This is a genomic window from Streptomyces carminius, from assembly GCF_002794255.1.
Taxonomy (GTDB): Bacteria; Actinomycetota; Actinomycetes; order Streptomycetales; family Streptomycetaceae; genus Streptomyces; species Streptomyces carminius.
Genome location: NZ_PGGW01000061.1, coordinates 1 through 21,186, shown reverse-complemented (window position 1 = coordinate 21,186; position 21,186 = coordinate 1). Strand labels below are relative to the sequence as shown.

The following is a 21,186-nucleotide window of genomic DNA, read 5'->3' as shown; positions in this document are numbered from 1 at the left end:
AGTGCTAGGCTCGCGAACGGGCCGTGACTGGCGCGCAGGGATGGGATCGACCATCGGGGAGCGGCCCTCGCCCCGTGCGAGAAGAGCCGTGCGCCTGGGCCGCCCGGACTGCCGCACAGGACGTCGAGGAGGGCCCTCATGGCCGCCGAGTTCACCGGACCCCCGCCGCGCACCACCGAGTCCACCGCCTTCGCCGGCGCCCTGGACGTGATCCGGCGCGTCGAGCCGCGCGTCGCCGACGCCATCGCCGCCGAGATCACCGACCAGCGCGCCTCGCTCAAGCTGATCGCCAGCGAGAACTACGCCTCCCCGGCCGTCCTGCTGGCCATGGGCAACTGGCTCAGCGACAAGTACGCCGAGGGCACGATCGGCCGCCGCTTCTACGCCGGATGCCGCAACGTCGACACCGTCGAGGCGCTCGCCGCCGAGCACGCCCGCGAGCTGTTCGGCGCCGACCACGCCTACGTCCAGCCCCACTCGGGCATCGACGCCAACCTCGTCGCCTTCTGGGCCGTCCTCGCCCAGAAGGTGGAGGCCCCGGCCCTGGCGCGCGCCGGGGCCAGGCACGTCAACGACCTGACCGAGGCGGACTGGTCGGCCCTGCGGCGCGAGCTGGGCGACCAGCGGATGCTGGGCATGTCGCTGGACGCCGGCGGCCACCTCACGCACGGCTTCCGCCCCAACATCTCCGGCAAGATGTTCGAGCAGCGCAGCTACGGCACCGACCCGGCCACCGGCCTGCTCGACTACGACGCGGTGCGCGCCGCCGCCCGCGAGTTCCGCCCGCTCATCCTGATGGCCGGCTACTCCGCCTACCCCCGCAAGGTGAACTTCCGGATCATGCGGGAGATCGCCGACGAGGTCGGCGCCACCCTGATGGTCGACATGGCGCACTTCGCCGGGCTGGTCGCGGGCAAGGTGTTCACCGGCGACTTCGACCCCGTGCCGCACGCCAACATCGTCACCACCACCACCCACAAGTCCCTGCGCGGTCCGCGCGGCGGCATGGTGCTGTGCGACGAGGCGCTCGCCGAGCACGTCGACCGCGGCTGCCCCATGGTGCTCGGCGGCCCGCTGCCCAACGTCATGGCCGCCAAGGCCGTGGCCCTGGCCGAGGCCCGGCAGCCGGACTTCCGCACCTACGCGCAGCGGATCGTCGACAACGCCGCCGCCCTCGCCGAGGGGCTGACCCGGCGCGGCGCGGCCCTCGTCACCGGCGGCACCGACAACCACCTGGTGCTCATCGACGTCACCGGCTACGGCCTCACCGGCCGCCAGGCCGAGGAGGCGCTGCTGGACTCGGGGATCGTCACCAACCGCAACGCCGTGCCACGCGACCCCAACGGCGCCTGGTACACCTCCGGCGTCCGTGTCGGCACCCCGGCGCTGACCACGCGCGGACTGGGCACCGCGGAGATGGACGAGACCGCCGATCTGATCCACACCGTCCTGACCGCCGCCGAGCCGGGCACCACCGCGGCCGGCGCCCCCTCGAAGGCGAAGTACACCCTGGAGCCGAAGATCGCCGAGTCCGTCGCCGGACGCGCCGCCGACCTGCTGGCCGGCCACCCGCTGTACCCGCAGGTGGATCTGGGCTGACCGGGGCCGGGCGCCCTGCCCGGCGCCCGGCCCGGCCGGTCCGGGCCCGCTCCGGTCCGACCCGGTGCGGGCCCGGCGCGTAACCTTCCGCCATGACCGAGGATCTGCCCGAGATGAGGGCCTCCGACGCCGACCGGGAGCGCGTGGCCGAGGTGCTGCGGGAGGCGATGGCCGAGGGACGGCTGGACATGGCGGAGTTCCAGGAGCGGCTGGACTCCGCCTACCGGGCCCGCACCCAGGGGGAACTGGCCCCGCTGGTGCGGGACCTGCCCCAGGGAGCCGGGCGGCCGGAGCCCGAGCGGCCCGGCCGCCGCCGCTGGACCGAGCGCTTCGGCGGCCGTCCCACCTCCCGGAGCGGGGTGGCGGTCATGGGCGGCTTCGTGCGCAGGGGCCCGTGGACGGCGCCCCGCCGCTTCACCGGTTTCGCCTTCTGGGGCGGCGGCGAGATCGACCTGCGCGAGGCACGCTTCGAGGACCGCGAGGTGGAGATCCGCTGCTTCGCGATCATGGGCGGTATCAGCGTCGTCGTTCCCGAGGACGCCGAGGTCGAGGTGCGCGGCATCGGCGTCATGGGCGGTTTCGACCACAACGCCGTCGGCGCGGGGGAGCCGGGCGCGCCGCGCGTGGTGGTCACCGGCCTGGCGTTCTGGGGCGGCGTCGGCACGGAGCGCAAGCCCGGCGAGCGGGAGCCGAGGCGGCGCCGGGAGGAGAAGGAACTGCGCGGGCAGCGGGGGGAACCGCGGGACGGCGAGGGGCCGGAGGACGGGCACGGCCGCGGACACGGTCACGGGCGGCTGCACTGATCCGGTGCGCCCCGCCGTCCGGACGCGCGGTGAGCCGTCCGGACGGCGGGGCGCCGCGCGGCTGGACCGCGGGGCGGCCGTACCCGCCGCGCCGCTCAGCGCCAGACCGGCTCGTCCGCGCCCGGGAGCCCGGGCGGGCGGGCCCAGGTACGGGGCCCGCCCTCGTACTCCACCGGCGGCAGGGCGTGGCGCAGCCGCCCGAGGGGGCTGCCGGTCCCGGCCAGCCAGGGCGCGGGGTCGTGGCCGCCCGGCGCGTCCGCGGGCCCCGGCCCCGATTCTGATCCCGGCGTCCGTTCCGGCAGCTCGTGCAGCAGCCAGTGGGCGGTACGCGCCAGCGACAGCCGCACCCGGTGGGTCCCGCCGTACCGCCGCCGGTCGGTGAGCGAGCGCAGTACCGCGGCGGCCAGCAGATAGCCCGTGCCGTGGTCCAGGGCCTGCGCGGGCAGGACGCCCGGAACGCCGTCGGGCCCCGCCTCGGCCACCGCGATGCCGCTCGCCGCCTGCACCAGGCTGTCGAAACCCCGTCGGCCGCCCCACGGACCGGTCCCGGCCCCGCCCCAGGCACTCAGCTCCGCGACCACCAGCCCCGGCCGCCGCGCGGCCAGCTCCCCGGCCGCCAGCCCGAAGCGGTCCAGGGCGCCCGGCCGGTAGCCGGTGACCACCACGTCGGCGGCGGCCAGCAGTTCCTCGAAGGTCCGGCGGCCGAACGGGGAACCCAGGTCCAGCGGCGCCGACCGCTTGCCGAACCCGGTGTCGGCGTGCGCGTCCGCGCTCTCGGGCAGGTGCGGCGCGTCGATCCGCAGCACGTCCGCGCCCAGCAGCGCCAGGGTGCGGGTGGCCACCGGACCGGCGATGACCCGGGTCAGGTCCAGCACGCGCGGCCCGCCGTCGCCGCCGGGCGGCGCGGGCGGTGGCGGGGCGCCGTCCAGCCGCCCGTGCCCCACCAGGGGGAGCCCGGCCACGGCCGCGCCCTGCGGATGCGCCGCCCACTGCCCGGGGGTGCGCACGGCGACGGCCAGCCCGCCCGCCCCGCACACCAGCTCCTCCACTTCCTCGGCGCGGCGGTGGGCGAGTTCGGCGGCCACGGCCTCGACCGGACCGTCCCCGTCCCCGTCGGCCCCGGCCGCGCTGCCGGGTACGCCGAGCGCGGCCAGCAGCCGGGCGCGGTGGTGCGGGTAGTTGGCGTGGGTGCGCAGCCGGCCGTCCCCGGTGCGCCAGAAGCGGGACAGCGGGGCGAACACGGACGCCGGGCGGCCGTCGATCCGCAGGTGCCGTTCGCTGGTGAACGCGGTGGCCACCGCGCCGTCGTCCACCGTCACGGCCGGTACGGCGCCCCCGGTGCGGCACGCCGCCCACTCGGCGGCCGCCAGGGCGCACACCGCGACCGCGGACCGGGCCAGCTCCGCCACCGGCAGCCGGGCGGGCAGCAGGCCCGCCGCTCCGCCGCGGCGGATGTGCCGGACCCGTTCCGGCAGGGCGGGATCGCCGCCGAGCGCGGCCCACAGCGGGGCCCATGACCGTTGCTCCATGCGGGCATTGTGCCGCTTCGGCGGTTACCCGGTGCGGGCGCGCAGATGGGCGCGCTCGCCCTGGCTGCCGAACAGGATGAGCAGCTCCACCGGGGTGTCCCCGGCGCTGCCCAGCCAGTGGGGGACATGGGTGTCGAACTCCGCGGCCTCGCCGTCCCTGAGCACCAGCTCCCGGTCGCCCAGCACCAGCCGGAGTCTGCCGCTGAGGACGTAGAGCCACTCGTAGCCCTCGTGGCTGTTCGGTTCCGGATCCGGTGCCACGTCCGGCCGGGCCGGGATGATCACCTTGTACGCCTGCGGGCTGCCGGTCCGTCGGCTGAGCGGGACGAACGTCCGCCCGTGGCGGCGTACCGGACGGAAGTGGATGCGCGGGTCCCCGGTGTGCGGGGCGCCGACCAGCTCGTCGAGCGGCACGCTGTACGCCCGGGCCAGCGGGAGCAGCAGCTCCAGGTTGGGTTTGCGCCGGCCGCTCTCCAGCCGGGACAGCGTGCTCTCCGAGATGCCGGTGGTCACGGAGAGGTCGGCGAGGGTGATGCCGCGCTGCCGCCGCAGGGCCCGCAGCCGGGGCCCCACGGCGGACAGGACGTCGTCGAGTTCGTCTGCCATACGGACACCCTGCCGAACCGGCAAGAAATATTGCAACCCCGACGGTGTGCCGACAGGGGCCGGGAACGGGGAACCCCCGTTTCCGGCGGGGCGTCGCCGGCATGGGTGCCACCGTCCTGGAAGCCGGGACCCGGTACCGCCGGAGCCCCCGCTCCCGAAGCTCCTGCCCCCCGGGGCCCCGCAGGCCCAGGGCGACCCCCGGCGGAACCCGCGATCCGCGGCCGGCGCACCAAGATCAGGTTGTCAGTGTCCGTGAGTACGTTGATCGACAACACGGCTGAGTACCCGTACGGATGTTTGGGCCCGGCTGTTCACGGCACTCTGGAAGGCATGGAGCGGATCATGGAGAACACCCACGTACACCCGGAAATGACCACCGCCGCCCCTTTCGGTGCCGGGGGCGGGCTCGAGCGCGGTCTCACCGTGGCGTTCGCGCTGGCGGGCACGCTCGCCGTGGCGTGGCTGGTCGGCATGGTCTACGTCATAGGCAGCTGGGCACTGGGCGGTTGACCGGAGCGGCCCGGGGCGGCCCGGTGCGGCCCGGGGCGCACCCGGGCCTCGTCGGCGGCCCCCGGCGGACGGCGCTCCGCCGGGGGCCGCCGTCCCGCGGAACCGCCGTTCCCTCAGGGCTCTCCCTCCCGGGACAGCACCCGGAAGGCGATTCCGGCCCGTTCCAGCCGCCCGGTCAGCGCGTCCCCCATCGCCACCGCCGTGGTGACCTGTCCGGAGGTCTCCGGCAGTTCGTCCAGGGCCAGGCACAACGCCGACTCGGCCAGCATCTTCGCCGTCTCCCCGTAGCCCGGATCGCCGCCGGACACCTGGGTGACCACCCGCCGCCCGCCGCCCTCCCCGAAGAAGCGGACCTTGAACCAGTTCCCCGCCCGCCGCTCGGCGTCCGGCCCGGTGCCCGGGGCCAGCCGCGCGGACAGCGCGCGGCGCGCGGGCGGGAGCTGGGTGAGTGCGAGGAGCGCCCCGGCACCGGCCACGGTGCCGGCGACCACCGGCAGCCGGCGGACGGCGGCGTAGTGGCGGTAGTGGAAGTCCGGGCCGTAGCGCTCCAGCGCGGCGGCCGACCGGCCCACCACCCGCGGATCGATGGTCGGCAGCGGGACCGCCCACGCCCCCGCCGCGCGGCTGCGGTGCGGGCGCTCCGCCCGGGTGCTGATCCGGCGCCCGGCCGGGCGCGGCTCGGTCCGGTGCCGCTCACGCGCCGTCCGGGCCGTCTGCCGGAGGCGGGAGAAGGCGGTCAGGACGGAGTCGAACGTACCGCCGGAGACACTGCCGCGGGCGCGGACGAAGCCGTCGATCCGCAGCGGCACCCCCTCGGGGAGCTGCCGCACCGTGTACAGCACGCCCAGGTCGTGCGGCACGGAGTCGAAGCCGCAGGAGTGCACCAGCCGCGCCCCGGTCTCCCGCGCCCGTTCGTGGTGGCGCAGGTACATCAGGTCGACGAACTCCGGCTCGCCCGCCAGGTCCACGTAGTCCGTCCCGGCCTCGGCGCAGGCGGCCACCAGCGGCTCTCCGTGGCGGAGGTACGGGCCGACGGCGGTGGCCACCACCCGGGTGCCGGCGGCGACCGCGCGCAGCGCGGCGGGATCGTCGACATCGGCGTGCAGCAGCGGCAGTTCGGCGTGGGCCGGATCGATCCCGGCCAGGTGCCCGCGCAGCCGCAGCAGCTTCTCGCGGTTGCGGCCCGCGAGCGCCCAGCGGCAGCCGCCGGGGGCGTGCGCGGCCAGGTACTCGGCGGTCAGCCGCCCGGTGAAGCCGGTGGCGCCGAACAGCACCACGTCGTGCTCGCGGTCGTCACCGCGGTCGTTCTTCCGGGGCGTCGGCTGTGCGGTCGGCATGCTGCTCCCGAGGTGTGTGGAGGTGTGCTGACGGCGGTCTGTCGGTGCCCGGCCCTACGGTGGACCCCATGGCCGACCGTATGACGAAACAGCGGGCAGCGCAGCGGGCCGGGCCCTCCGCGGGCTCACCCGCGGGCCCCCGGGCGGTACGGGAGCGGGTGCGGGAGTTCGCCCTGGCGCTGCCCGGGGCCTGGGAGGACTTCCCCTGGGAGCAGTGCGTGGTCAAGGTGCACCGGAAGATCTTCGTCTTCCTCGACCGCGAGGAGGGCGACTCCCCGCCCGGGATCACCGTCAAACTCACCGGCCCCGAGGCCCACGCGCACGCGATGGCCGTACCGGGCGCGGTGCCCACCGGCTACGGGCTCGGCCGGGCGGGCTGGGTGACGGTACCGCTGGGCGGGCCCGGCGCGCCGCCGGCGGAGCTGCTGTGCGACTGGGTGGAGGAGAGCTACCGCACCGTCGCGCCGAAACGGACCGTCGCGCTGCTCGACGCCGAACGCCCGCCGCCGCCCGGCACCTGAGCGGCGGCCGGGCGGCGGGACGGGGAGGCGGGCGTCCGGCGGGCGGGCTCAGCCCTGCTGGACGGGCACGACGACCAGCTCGGCGATGTTCACATGGCGCGGCGCCGCGACGGAGTAGGCGACGGCGTCGGCGATGTCCTCGGCGGCCAGCGGAGTGATCCCGGTGCGCATGCCCGCCAGGGATTCCCGCATCCCCGCGTCCCGCATGTCGTCCCCGAGCTCGGTCACGGTCACCCCCGGCTCCACGTTCCGCACCCGGACCCCGCGCGGTCCGAACTCGGCCCGCAGGTTGCGGACCAGATGGGCCACGGCGGCCTTGGTGGCGCAGTAGGCCGACCAGCCGGGATAGAGCTGGTGCCCGGCCACGGAGCCGACGGTCACCAGGTCCGCCGGGCGGTCACCGGCCGCGGCGGTGAGCAGGTCGTCGGTGAAGGCCCGCGCGGTGTGCAGCAGTCCGCGCAGGTTGACGTCGATCATGCGGTCCCACTCGCCGGTGTCGGCGGACTCGAAGGGCGCGCCGAGCATCGCCCCGGCGTTGGCCACGACGAGGTCGGCGGGGCCGAGCGAGGCGCGGACGGCACGGGCGGCCCCGCCGACCGCCGCGGAGTCGGTCAGGTCCACGGGCACCGGCAGGATCTCCCCGGTCGCGGTGGGGCGGAGCCGGTCGGCCAGTTCCTTCAGCCGCTCCTCGCGGCGGCCCAGCAGGGCGACGCTCGCCCCGTCGGCGGCCAGCCGGACGGCGGTGGCCGCGCCGATCCCGCTGGTGGCACCGGTGACGACCGCGGTCCGTCCGGTCAGGGGACGGGCGGTGGCCGGTGCGGTGGTGGATGTGCCGGATGAGTTCGTCATGCCACCACCGTGCGGCGGGCCCGGCCGGGCAACCAGGCCGCGCGTTCTCCGGGAGAGCGGATCGTAGGAGTGTCCCGCCCACCCTTCCGGCTCCCCTTCCCCCCCGCCCGGCCGTACGGTCGAACGCATGGACGCCAAGGACGCCAAGGACGCGATGGACAGCGAGAACCCGCTCGGGCAGTTCCTGCGGGCCCGCCGCGCGCTCGTGCGCCCCGAGGACGTGGGCCTGCCGCCCGGTCACCGGCGCCGGGTGGCGGGGCTGCGCCGCGAGGAGGTCGCGATGCTGGCCGGGGTCAGCATCGACTACTACGTACGGCTGGAGCAGGGCCGGGAGCGCAGTCCCTCGGCGCAGGTGGTGGACGCGCTGGCCCGGGTGCTGTGCCTGGAGGAGGACGCCACGGCCCATCTGCACCGGCTGGCGCGCCCGTCGCCCGGCCGGCGCCGCCGTCCCGCCGCGCGGCGGCGGGAGCGGGTCGGCCCGCAACTGCTGCGGCTGATGGCGGGCTGGCACCGCACCCCGGCGGTGATCCTCGGCCCGTGGCTGGACGTGCTCGCGCACAACACCCTGGGCCGCGCCCTGTTCGACGGCCACACCCACAGCGGCGACCTGGTGCGGCTGGTGTTCCTCGATCCGGATGCGCGGGAGTTCTACCCCGACTGGGAGCGGGTGGCGGAGAACACCGTCGCCGCCCTGCGGGCGTCGGTGGGCACCGAGGCGGCCGATCCCCACCTGATCGAGCTGGTGGGCGAGCTGTCGCTGCGGAGCGAGACGTTCCGCAGGCTGTGGGCGCGCCACGACATCCGCCGCAAGACCCACGAGACCAAGCGCTTCCGGCACCCGCTGGTGGGGGAGCTGACGCTGGACTACGAGTCGCTGACCGTGAACAGCGCGCCCGGCCAGCAACTGGTCGTCTACCACGCCGAGCCGGGCAGCCCGTCCGAACAGGCACTGGACCTGCTGGGCAGCCTCGCCGCCACCGGGGCCGACGCCGTACCGGCCACCGGGGCCGCCGCCGAGCCCACCGGGGCCCCGCGCCCGTCCGGTGAGGACGGGCCCGCCGCGAGGAACGCCGCGAGCACTGCGGGCGCCACGGACGGGGCCACGGAGGACCGTTCCGTTTGACCTCCGGCACCCCGGCCGGCGGCGGGTGCCCCGGGTGCTCCCGCCCGCACCGCCCCGGGCCGGTCCCCGGCCCGGGGCGGTGCGGGACGCCGTACGCCGCGTGACGCGCGGCACACGGCACACGGCACACGGCACACGGCACACGGCACACGGCACACGGCACACGGCGGACGGTCAGCCCCCGACGGCGCAGGCGTCCCCGTTGAGGGAGAACTCCTCCGGCGCGGACGTGTCACCGGTGTGGGAGGCCACGAAGCCGACGCTGACGCTGCCGCCCGGCGGGATCGTCCCGTTGTGCGCGGCGTTGCCCACCTCGACGGTGCCGGCCTGGGCGAAGGTGGCGTTCCAGTCCCCGACGATGCGCTGGCCCTCGGGCAGGGCGAAGGACAGCGTCCAGCCGGTGACCGGCTCGGTGCCGGTGTTGGTGACGGTGATCTCGGCGGTCAGCCCGGTGCCCCAGGTGGTCGCCTCGTAGTCGACCCGGCAGGTGGGCTCGGTCTGACCGGCCTCCTCGAAGACCACCCGGTGCAGGCCGCCGGGCAGGTCGTTGACGGCGTAGAACTCACCCTCCGGCGTGGTGCCGATCGCCGTCACCTGGGTGGCCGTCTTCCCGATCTCGGCCTGGAGGTAGCCGCCGTCACCGTCCTCGCGCAGCGCCCAGACGGTGGAGGAGCAGTAGTCGGTGGCGATGTACGTGCCGCCCACCAGGTCGGCGAACTCCTCGCCGCGGTAGACGTGTCCGCCGATGACCGCGCAGTTGCCGTCGAGGCCCAGCGGGTAGGTGAAGACCGGCTCGGTGTACTCCGTGTCGGGCAGGCAGTGCTCCTGCTCGAACACCTCCAGGCCCTCGTAGCAGGACCAGCCGAGGTTCGCCCCGCCCTGCTCGGGCGTGAGGTGGTTGATCTCCTCCCAGCGGCCCTGGCCGACGTCGCCGATCCACAGCGAACCGTCCGCGCTGTCGAAGGAGAACCGCCACGGGTTGCGCAGCCCGTACAGCCAGATCTCCTCGCGGGCGCCCTCGACACCGACGAACGGGTTGTCCTCGGGCACGCAGTAGGGGAGTTCGCCGCAGCTTCCGCTCACGTCGATCCGCATGATCTTGCCCAGCAGGGTGTCCAGCCGCTGCCCGCTGCGGAAGGGGTCGCCGGAGCCGCCGCCGTCGCCGATGCTCCAGTACAGGTGGCCGTCGGAGCCGAAGGCGAGCTGGCCGCCGTTGTGGTTGCTGTACTCGGAGTGCTCCTGGGACAGCAGGTTCTCCAGGCCGCCGCCGTCGCCGAGCCGGTAGCGGGCCAGGGTCACCGCGCCGTCCGGCAGCGCCGTGTACGCCAGGTACAGCTCCTGGCTGTCGGCGAAGTCGGGCGGGAGGGCGATGCCGAGCAGCCCGCGCTCGTTGCCCGACATGTCCACCACCTCGGAGACGTCGAGGAGCGGGTCCGCCGCGAGGCCGGTGTCCGGGTGGTAGACGCGGACGGTGCCGGCCTTCTCGGTGATGAACAGCCGGCCCGTCCCGTCGTCGGGCGCGACGAGCGCGGTGGGGCGCCGCAGGCCGGAGGCGACCTGGACGGTGGACGCGGTGACGTCCTCCAACGGCGCCGGGGCGGCGGCGGGCGGCGCCGGGGCCGCGGCGGCGGACGGGGCTGCGGGTGGGTCGGCGGACGCGGACAGGGGGGCGATCAGGACCATGGAGAGCGCCAGCAGCAGCGCACCGGTCCAGCGGCGTCGTAACACATCGGCTCCAGGGGTGGGGGTGTCTCCTCGGCGCGGAGGGCGTGGCACGGGCCGCGGGCCCGCCGTCCGCCGGGAGCCGTGCCCGGCCGGAACCGACGGGACCGGCCCGAACTCCACGTCCCGGTACGCCCGTCGGACCGTACCTACTCGTCCGCCCGCACACCAGGCTTCTCCCGCGACTTCCGGTCCTCCGGTCCGGCCGTCCGGTGTGCCGCCTGCCGGCAGGACTATGTCCGGCGGCCTAGCCGGTGTTCCTCTCGGCGGACGACGCCGGGGCGCTTTCCCGGCGCGAAGCTCGACGCATGACTTTGTTCGAGCACGATTTCGTCGCGGCGGGCTCCACCGGACGGCCGGTGGACGACACGGGGCGGATGCTCCAGATGATGACCGGCTACTGGGTCACCCAGGTGGTGCGCACCGCGGCCGAGTTGCGTATCGCCGACCACCTGCACCCCGACGGCGCCACTCCCGCGGAGGTGGCCGAGGCGGAGTCCCTGGACCCCGACTCGGCCTTCCGGTTCCTGCGGGCGTGCGCCTCCCTGGGGCTGGCCGCCTCCACCGACGGGAGGCGGTTCACCGGTACGCCCCTGCTCGGCACCCTGCGCTCCGACGCGCCCGGTTCCCTGCGGGACCTGGCGCTGTGGGGCGGGGCCGAGTCGCACTGGCTGCCGTGGGGACGGCTGGCGGACGCGGTCCGCGCCGGCGCCCCCCGGACGGAGGCCGCCCTCGGCGCGCCCATCTTCGACTGGCTCGCCGCCCACCCGGGGGAGGCCGAGGTCTTCACCAACGCCATGACGGCCATGACCCGCGGCCTGGCCCACAAGCTGGCGGACGTGATCGACCTCAAGGGCGCCCGGGTCGCCGTGGACGTCGGCGGCGCCGGCGGGAACCTCGTCCAGACGCTCATGCGGCGGCATCCCGGACTGACCGGGGTGGTCCTCGACCTCCCGCACGTGGCCGCCGAGGCGGAGGCCTCCGCGGCGAGCATGGGCGTCGCGGACCGGTTCACCTTCGTCGGCGGCGACTTCTTCGACGAGGTGCCGCCCGGGGACGTGCACCTGCTGAAGTTCGTCCTGCACGACTGGGACGACGACGCCTGCGTGCGCATCCTGCGCAACTGCCGGGCGGCCCTTGGGCCCGGCGGACGCGTGCTGGTGATGGAGCTCCTGGTCGACAAGGTGGGCACGCCCGGTCTGGAGCCGCTGATGGACCTCAACATGATGGCGCTGTCGACCGGACGGGAACGCAGCCTCGACGAGTTCGGGGCCCTCTTCGAGCGGGCCGGGCTGACACCGGTCTCGGCCGCGTCGTCCGGCTCCCGGGTCCATGTCCTGGAGCTCATACCGGCCTGAGCCCCGCTCAGGGCCCGACAGCCCGCCGACGGGACCGCGGACGGCGGGCGGCGGGCGGCGGACGAAGGCGGTGCGGCGTTCACCGGCCGTGGAGGCGGCGGGCAGGACCACCGGTCCTGCCCGCCGCCTCCATGTGCGCGCCCGGCCCGGGACGGGAGCCTGGGAGCGTCGCACCCCGGAAGACAGCGGCCTGGTTGCCGCGGCCGCACGGGCGGAGGCTGGAGACCGGCCCGCCACCCCGGGCGGGCCCGGCGACACGAAGGCGACACGAAGAGGAACCCCCATGAGCAGCGAAGGCACCACCGACGCCGCCGTACTCGAACAGCTCCGGCAACGATCGGCCGACCCGAGGCGGCGCATCCTGTTCACCGGCGCGACCGTCGTCACCATGGACCCCCGCCTCGGCGTCCTGGCCGACGCGGACCTGCTCGTCGAGGGCGAGACGATCCGCGCGGTCGGGCCCGGCCTGGACCGGGACGGCGCGGTGGTCGTCGACGCCGCCGGCACGATCCTCGCGCCCGGCTTCGTCGACACCCACCGGCACGCGTGGGAGACGCAGTTGCGCCGGATCATGCCGGACGTCGACGACCTCGCCGGATACGTCATGGCCACCCTGGCCGGCTACGCCCCGGTCTACCGGCCCGAGGACATGTACACCGGGACGAAACTCGCCGCCCTGACGGCCATCGACAGCGGCATCACCTGCATGCTCGACTTCTCCCACAACTCCCGCACCCCCGAGCACTCCGACGCCGCCGTCCAGGCCCTGGCCGACACCCGCATCCGGGGCGTCCACGCCGCCATGGGCCCGCACTTCGGCGACTGGGACCGGCAGTGGCCCGGCGACCTGTTCCGCCTGAAGGAGAAGTACTTCGCCGGCGACGACCAGCTTCTGACCCTGCGGCTGGCCGCCCTGGCCACCGACGAGATCGCCGGACCGGCCCTGGCCTACGGCCCCGAACTGGCCCGCACCGCCAGGGACCTGGGCATCGGCGTCAGCGTCGACGCCGTCTTCGGCGCCTCCTCCTCGCGGGCCGTCCTGGACTGGGAGCGGGACGGCCTCCTCGGGCCGGACGTCACGCTCATCCACGCCACCGGCCTGACCCCCGGGGCATGGCGGGCGATCGGGGAGACCGGAACGACCATCGCCCTGGCCCCCACCTCCGACGCCCAGATCGGGCTGGAGACCGCGATCCCCGCCGTGGACGAGGCCCTCGCCGCCGGGGTGCGCCCGGGGCTGAGCATCGACGTCGAAGTGGCGCTGGTCAGCGACATGTTCACGCAGATGCGGACCCTGCACGCCATCCAGCGGATGCGCGCGGCCAACGCCGTCCACGGCACCGGCCGGGAGCCGGTCCGGATCACCACCCGCGACGTCCTGGACTTCGCCACCCTCCAGGGCGCCCGCACCAACGGCCTGGACGGCGTCACCGGCTCGCTCACCCCGGGCAAGAAGGCGGACCTGCTGGTCATCCGGGCCGAGGACCTCAACAACATGCCGCTCAACGATCCGGTCGGCACCGTCGTACTGGGCTCGGACGCCCGCAACATCAGCGCCGTCCTCGTCAACGGCGAACCCCGCAAGTGGAACGGCCGGGTCCTCGACGTCGACCTGCCCGCCCTGCGCGACGAGGTGCACGCCTCCCGCGAGTACGTGCTCGGCACCACGGCCGCCTGAGGACCGCCGCCCCGGCGGCCCGGCCCACAGGCCCGCACCACACACCGCCGCACACCACCACACACCGAACCGACGACCGAAAAGGTACCGACATGAGCACCACCTCCCGGACGACCCCCCGCCGCGACGACGACGTGCTGCGCGAGCTGCGCGACCCGAAGGGGCGCCCGCTGCTGCTGACCGGCGGAGCCGTCATCAGCGGCGACCCGTCGATGGGCGACTGGCAGGAGGCCGACGTCCTCGTCGGCGGATCCCTGGTCGTGGGCATCGGCCCCGGCCTGCTGACCGCCGCGGAGGACGACGACATGATCGTCGTCGACTGCGCGGGCACCCTCGTGCTGCCCGCCGCCACCGACTTCGCCGCGCCGGGCAAGGGCGGCACCCTGACCCCCGGCGAGAACGCCGACATCGCCGTCCTGCGGCTGGCCGACGCGCCCGGCACCCCCGCCGGGGCGGTGCCGGCCCGCGGCTCCCACCTGGACATCCTGGTCCGGGACGGACAGGTCCGCCTCTGGAACGGCCGCCCGCTCGACGCCGACGCCGTCACCGACCCCGCCGCGGAGACGACCCGCGAAGCGCCCGCCCCCACACCGGACCACCCCTACCTGGGCATGTGGGTCGACGAGAACGACTTCATCCGCCAGGAACTGCTGCCCGACGGGCGCTACGACGAGGCACGGGGGGACCGGCCCAGCGCCTACCAGGGCCGCTACTGGATCGACGGCGACCGCATCGACTACCTCGACGACCTCGGCTTCTGGGCCTTCGGCGAGTTCCGGGACGGCGTCCTGCACCACGCGGGATACCGCTTCACCCGCCGCTGACCGTCCGCACACCGCGAACTCCCCGGCCGGCCGCACGGCACACGGCCGCGCGGCCGGCCCGCCGGTGTCGGCGGCAGGGGGAGCCGCTCAGGGAGCCGACAGCCCCGACGGGCGGATCAGTCCGCTCTCGTAGGCGAAGATGGTCGCCTGCACGCGGTCCCGCAGACCGAGCTTGTTGAGCAACGCGCTCACATGGATCTTCACCGTGCCCACGGCCAGCTCCAGACGCGCGCCGATCTCCGCGTTGGTCAGGCCCGTGGCGACCAGGGTCAGCACCTCGTGTTCGCGGCGGGTGAGGCTGCCCAGGGCCTCGGCGGTGTCCGCCGGGACCGGGGCCCCCTGCGCGAAGGCCGCTATCAGACGCCCCGTGACCGCGGGTGCGAGGACGCCGTCTCCGGCGGCGACGACCCGTATCGCGTGCAGCAGGTCCTCCGGCTCGGAGTCCTTCAGCAGATAGCCGGAGGCTCCGGCGCGCAGCGCCTCGTAGACGTAGGCGTCGAGATCGAACGTGGTGAGCACCAGCACCCTGGTGCGGCTGCTGTGCCGCATGACCAGCCGGGTGGCCGTCAGCCCGTCCATGCCGGGCATCCGGATGTCCATCAGCACCAGGTCGGGCACGAGCTCGGCCGCCAGCGACACGGCCTCGTCCCCGTCCGCGGCCTCACCGACCACGGTCATGTCGGCCTCGGCCGTCAGGATCGCCACGAAACCCGCGCGGACGATCGCCTGGTCGTCCGCGACCAGCACACGGATGCTGATGGCGCTCTCCTCTCCTCGCCCGCGTCCTCTCCCACGGCGGGGCCCGCCGCCTGCGCCGCATCCTCCCATGGGGTCCGCGGGCACACCGGTTCGGCACGCGTCCCACGGGCAGCCGGACGCGGCCACCGTGTGAACGGGGACCCGGTCGCCACCACGCGCGTGCCGACCGGAGAACCCGCGGACGCGCAGGCCGCACTTCTGGCTGCCGCCCTACGGTCAACTCACCGGCCACGTCGGGTCGTTGTTGGTCACGTGTTCACCGGGATCCGTGCACGCATCCGGAACGCCCGCCGTGGGGGAGCCGTCTTACCCGCTGCAAGTCGCCCCCCGGCCGTTGGCCGGCCGGGGGCGAGCTCGGCCCACAAGGAGACATGTATGAAGCCCTGGCGTTCTCGTATCGCCGCCGCTGCCGTAGTCGGTATGGCAGCTGTCACCATTCCGCTGACCGCTGGCTCGGCGTCCGCCGCCCCCACCGACCCCGACGGTTTCCGCCTGGACAGCGGGTGGAGGAGTCACCACACGTGCCAGATGGAAGGGAAGGCGTTCCTCGACGAGGGCCTGTACAGGGAGTTCCAGTGCCGTTGGAACGCTCCGTACTGGGAAGTGTGGGTTCGCTGAACGGTCCTTGCCCGATGAACGCACTGCTCGGCGAGGACATGCTCCCTGGGGGACGCGTCGCTGACGACGAACAGTGACCGGCCGGCGAGCCGGGGCCGGACACATGTCCGGCCCCGGCTCGCCGGCCGTCGCTACGCGCGGGGGGCGGCGCCCTGCACAACGGCCTCCCGGGGCGCCGCCGGGGCCCTGCCGGCGTCCAGGCTCCCGAGCAGCCGGCGCATGGCGGCCAGCGTGGCCCGCGTGGCGGTGGCGACCTCGTCCAGACTGCCCGCCTCCGCCGCGGAGATCACCCGGTCGGTCTGCCGGAGCACCGTCTCCCGCAGGCCGCCCGCGACCCGCTGCCGCTCGCCGTGGACCAGGTCCCGGGTGTTCGCCAGCAGGGCAGTGAGCGCCGCGTCCGCACGGCGCAGCTCCCGCCTGCGGCGCATGTGCACCGACCAGCCCGCCAGCCACACGGCCGTGAACCCCAGGCCGAGGAACACCACCACCAGGTAGAGGACGAACACCACGTTGACGAGGTCACCGGCCGGATCCCCGAGCAGCGACCCGTCCGCGGCGAAGGCGGCCGTCATCGGGAGACCGAACAAGAGGACCGCGGCGGGGACCGACAGGTACGTCAGCCGGAGACCGGGCGGATACGCCGGCCGCGCCGCCGGGGGGCGGCCGTACCGGTCCGCGGCCGCGTCCGCGTCCGCGGCCGCGGACGCCGACCTCGGCCTCAGGACGCGCCCGTAGGCCGCGACCCCGTAGACGGCGGCCAGTTCGGCGAGCCCGCCGCCCAGCAGGCAGTCCGCGGCGGACGGCGGCAGCACACCGCCGTGGAGCAGCACCGGCCACGGCAGGGCGGTGGCCCCGACCGCCGCGAGGGTGAGCCAGGGAGCGCGCCGGCGCCACAGCAGCGGCAGCGCGTGCACGGCCAGCACCAGGGCCAGGAGCAGGTGGGCCGGGACCCCGTGGCCGGCCGCCCCCGTCTGCGTCAGGGCGAAGCCCCACGACGCCACGGTGACCGAGCCGAGGACCGCCGCGTCCGCGATCCGCTGCTCGCGGGTGAAGTCGCGCCGCCGCCCCGCGCCCGGCCGTGCGGACGGGGAGCCGGGGAGCACGGCCCGTACGCGCCAGCCCCCGTCGGGGCGGGGCCCGGCGGACAGCTCCCCGCCGAGGGCGTCGGCGCGCCGCCGCATCCCCGCCACACCGCGGCCGGAGCCGATACCCAGCCGGTCGCCGCCGGTGCCGCCGGGCGGCCTGCCGTTGTCGACGGTCAGGTGCAGGGCACCGTCCCCGGCCCGTTCCGCCCGGACACCGACCGGGGCACCCGGCGCGTAGCGCAGGGCGTTGGTCAGGGCCTCCCGGATGATGCCGTGGGCCGCCTCCGCCACGGGACCGGAGAGGTCGTCGGGCAGGGAGACGGAGACGGGGCGGCCCAGCCTGCCGAAGCCCGCGATCAGGGACTCGATCGAGGCGGTCATCGACCGCGGGGCCGGTACGTCGTCCACCTGCATGACCGTCACCAGACGCCGCAGCGCGGACTGTGTCTCCCGTGCGGTGCGGCTCGCGAACTCGAGTGCCTCCGCGGCCAGTTCGGGCCTGCTGCCACCGAGCCGGCGGGCGGCCTCGACGGACACCACGACGGAGGTGAGGTGGTGCGCGCTGATGTCGTGCAACTCGTTCGCCAGCCGGTCCCGTTCACTGCCGACGGCCTGTGCCCGCTCCCGCTCGGCACGGTCCAGCCGCTCCTTCGTCCCCCGCCGCTCCCGCAGCCAGTGCCGGCGGCCGGCGCCGAGCGCGGACGCCAGCAGGTAGCTGCCGGTGGTGATGAGCCAGTCGGAGACGGGAGCACCGCCGGAGCCGGAGCCGGAGCTGTGCTGTACGGCCGTCGGCAGGAGCTGGACGACGGCGGCGACGGCGGTCGCGCCCAGACCGGTGCGCCAGTCGCGCAGCGCGGCGACGGAGAAGAGCCCCACCAGGACCGCCAGCCCCGTCACCAGGCTCAGCGTGTCGGGCGGTACCAGAAGCCGCGCGAGCACGGAAGCCGCGAGGATCACGCCGAGGGCGGCGAGCGGCGCCCGGTTCCGCCGGGCGAGCGCGCACACGGTGAGCGCCGTGGCGGCGAAAGCGGTGATCCACGCTGTGACGCCCGGAGGCTCCTCCAACGTCCGGATGTCGGCGAACCACAGGGCCGGCTGCGCCACCGCGAACAGGCCGGGCAGAAGCAGGCGCAGGCCTCGAGTCCCTCTCACCGGCACGAGTGTAGGCCCGGGCGACGGGGCCCGCGCCCGGCGGAGCCTCGCCCGTCACGGGGCACGGGCACGAGGGCCGCACGACCCGCGGGCACGGCGGGACCGGCCGCCACCGGGCGCAGGTGGGCAGGTGGGCACGCGCTCACGTACTCACCTGCTCACCCGCACCGCTACGGTCCGCTGATGGCGGGTTCCGCCGCGGGCGCGGCCTCCCGGACCGGCTCCGGCCGGGCGGCCATGGCCCGCAGCGCCTCGAAGGCGGCCGCCGTCGGACTGGCCGGTTCGGCCTGGTAGACCACCAGTTGCTGGTGCGGGGTCCCGTTGACCGTGAAAGCCGTGAAATCGATGTGCAGGTCCCCGACCCGGGGGTGCCTGAGGTGCTTGCCCTCCTGGGACTTGCTCCTGACCTCGTGCAGCCGCCAGAGCCGGGCGAACTCCTCGCTCCGGGCGGACAGTTCCGCCACGACCTCGGCGATGCGGGCCGATTCGGGGTCGTGGCCGTAGGCGGCCCGGAGCTCGGCGACACAGGAGTGCGCGGCCCGCTCCCACTCCTGGTAGAACTCGCGCCCCGCCGGATCGGCGAACACCATGCGGGCGAGGTTGTCGAACCGGTCGAACCCGCTGTGGAGGGCCACGGCGAGCGAGTTGCCCGCCAGGATGTCGAGGGCCGGGCCGATGACGAAGGCGGGAGTGTGCTCCCAGCCGTCCATCAGTTGCAGCAACTGCGGGCTGACGTCCGTCCCGCCCCGGCCACGCGGACGGTGCGCGGCGGTGCGGCAGAGGCGGTTGAGATGGTCGGTGGCCTCCGCGTCCAGTCGCAGCGCCCGCGCCACGGCGTCGAGGACCTGCGGGGACGGGCTGTTCTCGCGCCCCTGCTCCAGTCTGGTGTAGTAGTCGGCGCTGACCCCGGCCAGCATCGCGACCTCCTCCCTGCGCAGTCCCGGCACCCTGCGCCGCCAGTGTTCGGGCAGACCGACATCGTGCGGTTGCAGGGCCGCCCGGCGGGCCCTGAGGAAATCGCTCAAAGGTGTCCCGTTGCTCATAGGACTACGGGTTCCTCCGGCAACCGGGCCGGAACCCTCCGATCCGACCTCTCCTCCGCGCCGTACGGCTACCCGCCCGGCCGTCCCGTCTTCCTGGGAGTGGGACTCCCAGGGAAAGCGCGGCCTTCATCGCGCCGCGGCCACCGGGCAGGCTCGAACACGTCAGCAGGAAATCCCCGAAGAGGGAAGACGCGAACGAGAGAAGAGGTTCTCCCCATCAATCCTCCTAGCAAGGGGACCACCGGCTTTAGCCGGTGGGGGAATTGCTTCTTTGGCCCGCTCTGACCTCGACTGTGTGCACGTATCTGCACTGTTCACCTCGGCCACGGCGCGACCTCCCTGTTAGACACGCGCCGCATATATAATCGACGCGTGACCGTGACCAGGAAGGTTCGCCGGTTCTCCGGCGGCGTGTACGACCTCGGGCTCCACATCGTGTGGTGTCCGAAGTACCGCCGCCCGGTCCTCGGCGGACGGGTCGCGGCACGCCTGGATGAACTGATCCGCCAGAAGGCCGATGAACGGGGGTGGGAGATCGTGGCACTCGAAGTCATGCCCGACCACGTGCACCTGTTCGTCAAGCACGACCCGAAGTCCTCGGCGTCATACGTCGCGAACCAGTTCAAGGGCTTCACCTCGCGCGTCCTGCGCGCGGAGTTCCCGCACCTCAAGACACAGCTGCCCACGCTGTGGTCGTCGTCGTACTTCGCGGCGTCGGTCGGCGCTGTCTCGGCAGACACTGTTCGCCGGTACATCGACACCCAGTGGGAACGCCCGTGGAAGAAGCAGAAGGGGGACGGCTCGTGATCCGGGCGTACAAGTTCCTCCTGCGGCCCACGAACCGCCAGGCAGTTGCGCTCGGCGAGATGCTGGCCGACCACTGCTCCCTGTACAACGGCGCGTTGCAGGAGCGCAGGGACGCCTACCGGCACGTGTCGAAGACGTCCGTGCGCCACGGCGACCAGTCCGCCCAGCTCAAGGAGATCCGGGCGTTCGACCCGGAGCGTCAGGGCCGCTGGTCGTTCTCCTCCCAGCAGGCCACCCTGCGGCGCCTGGACAAGGCGTTCCAGGCGTTCTTCAAGCGCGTCAAGGCCGGCCAGAGTCCGGGCTACCCGCGGTTCAAGGGCGTCGGTCACTTCGACACCGTCACCTTCCCCAAGGACGGCGACGGCTGTCGCTGGAACTCCACCCCGCACGACCGGCAGACCCGCGTCCGTCTCCAAGGTGTCGGGCACGTCCGCGTGCACCAGCACCGGCCCGTACAGGGCCGCGTCAAGACGATCACCGTCAAGCGCGAAGGGAACCGCTGGTACGTCGTCCTCGCCTGCGACAACGTGCCTGCCGAGGAGCTGCCGCCCACCGGGGCGATCATCGGCGTCGACATGGGCGTTACGCACTTCCTCACCACGTCCGAGGGTGAGCACACGCCGAACCCGCGCTTCCTTGGCACCGTGGCTGAGGAGCTGGCCGCCGCACAGCAGCACCTGGCGACGTTCCCCAAGCGCACCCGGCAGCGCACCAAGGCCCACCGGGCCGCCGCCCGTAAGGTCGCCAAGCTGCACGCCAAGGTGCGGCGGCAGCGCCTGGACTTCCACCACAAGACCGCCCGCGCGCTCGTCGCCGACAACGACGTGATCGCACACGAGCGGCTGAACACCGCCGGGATGACCAAGAGCCCGGCACCCAAGCCCGGCCCCAGCACCGACGGCGCGTTCCTCCCGAACGGTGCCGCCGCCAAGGCCGGGCTGAATCGAAGCATCCTCGACGCGGGTTGGGGACAGTTCTTCGCGATCCTGGCGAACAAGGCTGAGAGTGCCGGTCGCCTCGTGATCCCGGTGGACCCCCGCAACACCTCCCGCACGTGCCCGCCCAGCCTTGGCGGCTGCGGACACGTGAACGGCAAGAGCCGCCTCACCCAAGCGAAGTTCCAGTGCACGGCGTGTGGGTTCACCGCGAACGCGGACCACGTCGGCGCCTCGAACATCTCCGACAGGGCCGGGCTGGCCCTCTGCGCGGCGGCTTAGCCACCGACGCAGGAAGCCCGCGCGTTTACGCGTGGGTGGAGTCACG

Annotated in this window: 18 protein-coding genes and 1 riboswitch; of the genes, 10 read left to right on the top strand and 8 right to left on the bottom strand. The window is 74.5% G+C overall.

All coding sequences use genetic code 11. From position 1 onward, the window contains the following. Nucleotides 1–13 precede the first annotated feature (13 nt). A riboswitch (ZMP/ZTP riboswitch) is annotated at nt 14–107 on the top strand. Between the two features lie 31 nt (nt 108–138). Together CUT44_RS20910 and CUT44_RS20905 are read left to right on the top strand one after the other, a co-directional pair. Beyond that, entirely contained in the window at nt 139–1,599 is a 1,461-nt protein-coding gene (locus tag CUT44_RS20910) for a glycine hydroxymethyltransferase (protein ID WP_100203463.1), read from the top strand. Between the two features lie 92 nt (nt 1,600–1,691). Further along, a complete protein-coding gene (locus CUT44_RS20905; protein ID WP_100203462.1) occupies nt 1,692–2,402 on the top strand; it encodes a DUF1707 SHOCT-like domain-containing protein in 711 nt (236 codons plus the stop codon). 95 nt (nt 2,403–2,497) lie between these two features. Here the strand turns inward: CUT44_RS20905 and CUT44_RS20900 are convergent, their stop codons facing one another. Both CUT44_RS20900 and CUT44_RS20895 read right to left on the bottom strand, forming a co-directional pair. Beyond that, nucleotides 2,498–3,931: a CoA transferase gene (locus CUT44_RS20900; RefSeq protein ID WP_100203461.1), complete on the bottom strand. Its 1,434-nt coding sequence runs from the start codon at nt 3,929–3,931 to the stop codon at nt 2,498–2,500. Nucleotides 3,932–3,955: 24 nt separating this feature from the next. Continuing rightward, complete coding sequence (locus CUT44_RS20895; RefSeq protein ID WP_100203460.1) at nt 3,956–4,537, bottom strand: helix-turn-helix domain-containing protein; 582 nt, start codon at nt 4,535–4,537, stop codon at nt 3,956–3,958. Nucleotides 4,538–4,867: 330 nt separating this feature from the next. Here CUT44_RS20895 and mmpA point away from each other — a divergent pair, with 330 nt between their 5' ends. After that, entirely contained in the window at nt 4,868–5,047 is a 180-nt protein-coding gene (mmpA, locus tag CUT44_RS20890; RefSeq protein WP_100203459.1) for a morphogenic membrane protein MmpA, read from the top strand. A gap of 113 nt (nt 5,048–5,160) precedes the next feature. Here mmpA and CUT44_RS20885 read toward each other — a convergent pair whose 3' ends face one another. Next, nucleotides 5,161–6,384, bottom strand: coding sequence for a saccharopine dehydrogenase family protein (locus tag CUT44_RS20885; RefSeq protein WP_100203458.1), 1,224 nt, complete (start codon nt 6,382–6,384; stop codon nt 5,161–5,163). A gap of 68 nt (nt 6,385–6,452) precedes the next feature. On the opposite strand from CUT44_RS20885, the gene CUT44_RS20880 reads away from it, so the two are divergent. Continuing rightward, nucleotides 6,453–6,905: an MmcQ/YjbR family DNA-binding protein gene (locus tag CUT44_RS20880; protein WP_233221537.1), complete on the top strand. Its 453-nt coding sequence runs from the start codon at nt 6,453–6,455 to the stop codon at nt 6,903–6,905. A 48-nt stretch (nt 6,906–6,953) separates the two neighbouring features. Here the strand turns inward: CUT44_RS20880 and CUT44_RS20875 are convergent, their stop codons facing one another. After that, nucleotides 6,954–7,754: an SDR family oxidoreductase gene (locus tag CUT44_RS20875; protein WP_100203457.1), complete on the bottom strand. Its 801-nt coding sequence runs from the start codon at nt 7,752–7,754 to the stop codon at nt 6,954–6,956. A gap of 127 nt (nt 7,755–7,881) precedes the next feature. On the opposite strand from CUT44_RS20875, the gene CUT44_RS20870 reads away from it, so the two are divergent. After that, nucleotides 7,882–8,877 (top strand): helix-turn-helix transcriptional regulator, encoded by a 996-nt coding sequence (locus CUT44_RS20870; RefSeq protein ID WP_332888280.1) that lies wholly within the window; start codon nt 7,882–7,884, stop codon nt 8,875–8,877. A 174-nt stretch (nt 8,878–9,051) separates the two neighbouring features. On the opposite strand, the gene CUT44_RS20865 is transcribed toward CUT44_RS20870, so the two are convergent. Continuing rightward, nucleotides 9,052–10,605, bottom strand: coding sequence for a PQQ-dependent sugar dehydrogenase (locus tag CUT44_RS20865; protein ID WP_233221536.1), 1,554 nt, complete (start codon nt 10,603–10,605; stop codon nt 9,052–9,054). 302 nt (nt 10,606–10,907) lie between these two features. Between CUT44_RS20865 and CUT44_RS20860 the strand changes: the two genes are divergently transcribed. From CUT44_RS20860 to CUT44_RS20850, 3 genes are all read left to right on the top strand, one after another. Beyond that, nucleotides 10,908–11,957, top strand: a complete 1,050-nt coding sequence (locus tag CUT44_RS20860; RefSeq protein WP_233221535.1) for an acetylserotonin O-methyltransferase — start codon at nt 10,908–10,910, stop codon at nt 11,955–11,957. Nucleotides 11,958–12,240: 283 nt separating this feature from the next. After that, entirely contained in the window at nt 12,241–13,635 is a 1,395-nt protein-coding gene (locus CUT44_RS20855; protein WP_100203456.1) for an amidohydrolase family protein, read from the top strand. A gap of 92 nt (nt 13,636–13,727) precedes the next feature. Further along, nucleotides 13,728–14,459, top strand: a complete 732-nt coding sequence (locus CUT44_RS20850) for an Atu4866 domain-containing protein (RefSeq protein WP_100203455.1) — start codon at nt 13,728–13,730, stop codon at nt 14,457–14,459. Between the two features lie 87 nt (nt 14,460–14,546). Here CUT44_RS20850 and CUT44_RS20845 read toward each other — a convergent pair whose 3' ends face one another. The 3 genes from CUT44_RS20845 to CUT44_RS20830 all read right to left on the bottom strand — a co-directional run bounded on the left by CUT44_RS20845 (nt 14,547) and on the right by CUT44_RS20830 (nt 19,116). Further along, nucleotides 14,547–15,218 carry a response regulator gene (locus CUT44_RS20845; RefSeq protein WP_100203586.1) on the bottom strand — a complete coding sequence of 224 codons (672 nt, stop codon included), beginning with the start codon at nt 15,216–15,218 and terminating at the stop codon, nt 14,547–14,549. Between the two features lie 749 nt (nt 15,219–15,967). Then, a complete protein-coding gene (locus CUT44_RS20835; RefSeq protein WP_146252272.1) occupies nt 15,968–18,073 on the bottom strand; it encodes a sensor histidine kinase in 2,106 nt (701 codons plus the stop codon). Between the two features lie 170 nt (nt 18,074–18,243). After that, nucleotides 18,244–19,116: a helix-turn-helix domain-containing protein gene (locus tag CUT44_RS20830; protein WP_100203452.1), complete on the bottom strand. Its 873-nt coding sequence runs from the start codon at nt 19,114–19,116 to the stop codon at nt 18,244–18,246. Nucleotides 19,117–19,494: 378 nt separating this feature from the next. Between CUT44_RS20830 and tnpA the strand changes: the two genes are divergently transcribed. Further along, on the top strand, nt 19,495–19,923 hold the full coding sequence (gene tnpA / locus CUT44_RS20825; protein ID WP_102248709.1) for an IS200/IS605 family transposase: 429 nt from the start codon (nt 19,495–19,497) through the stop codon (nt 19,921–19,923). Next, a complete protein-coding gene (locus CUT44_RS20820) occupies nt 19,920–21,140 on the top strand; it encodes an RNA-guided endonuclease InsQ/TnpB family protein (protein WP_100200528.1) in 1,221 nt (406 codons plus the stop codon). The genes tnpA and CUT44_RS20820 overlap by 4 nt, the downstream gene beginning before the upstream one ends. The last annotated feature ends 46 nt before the right edge of the window (nt 21,141–21,186 follow it).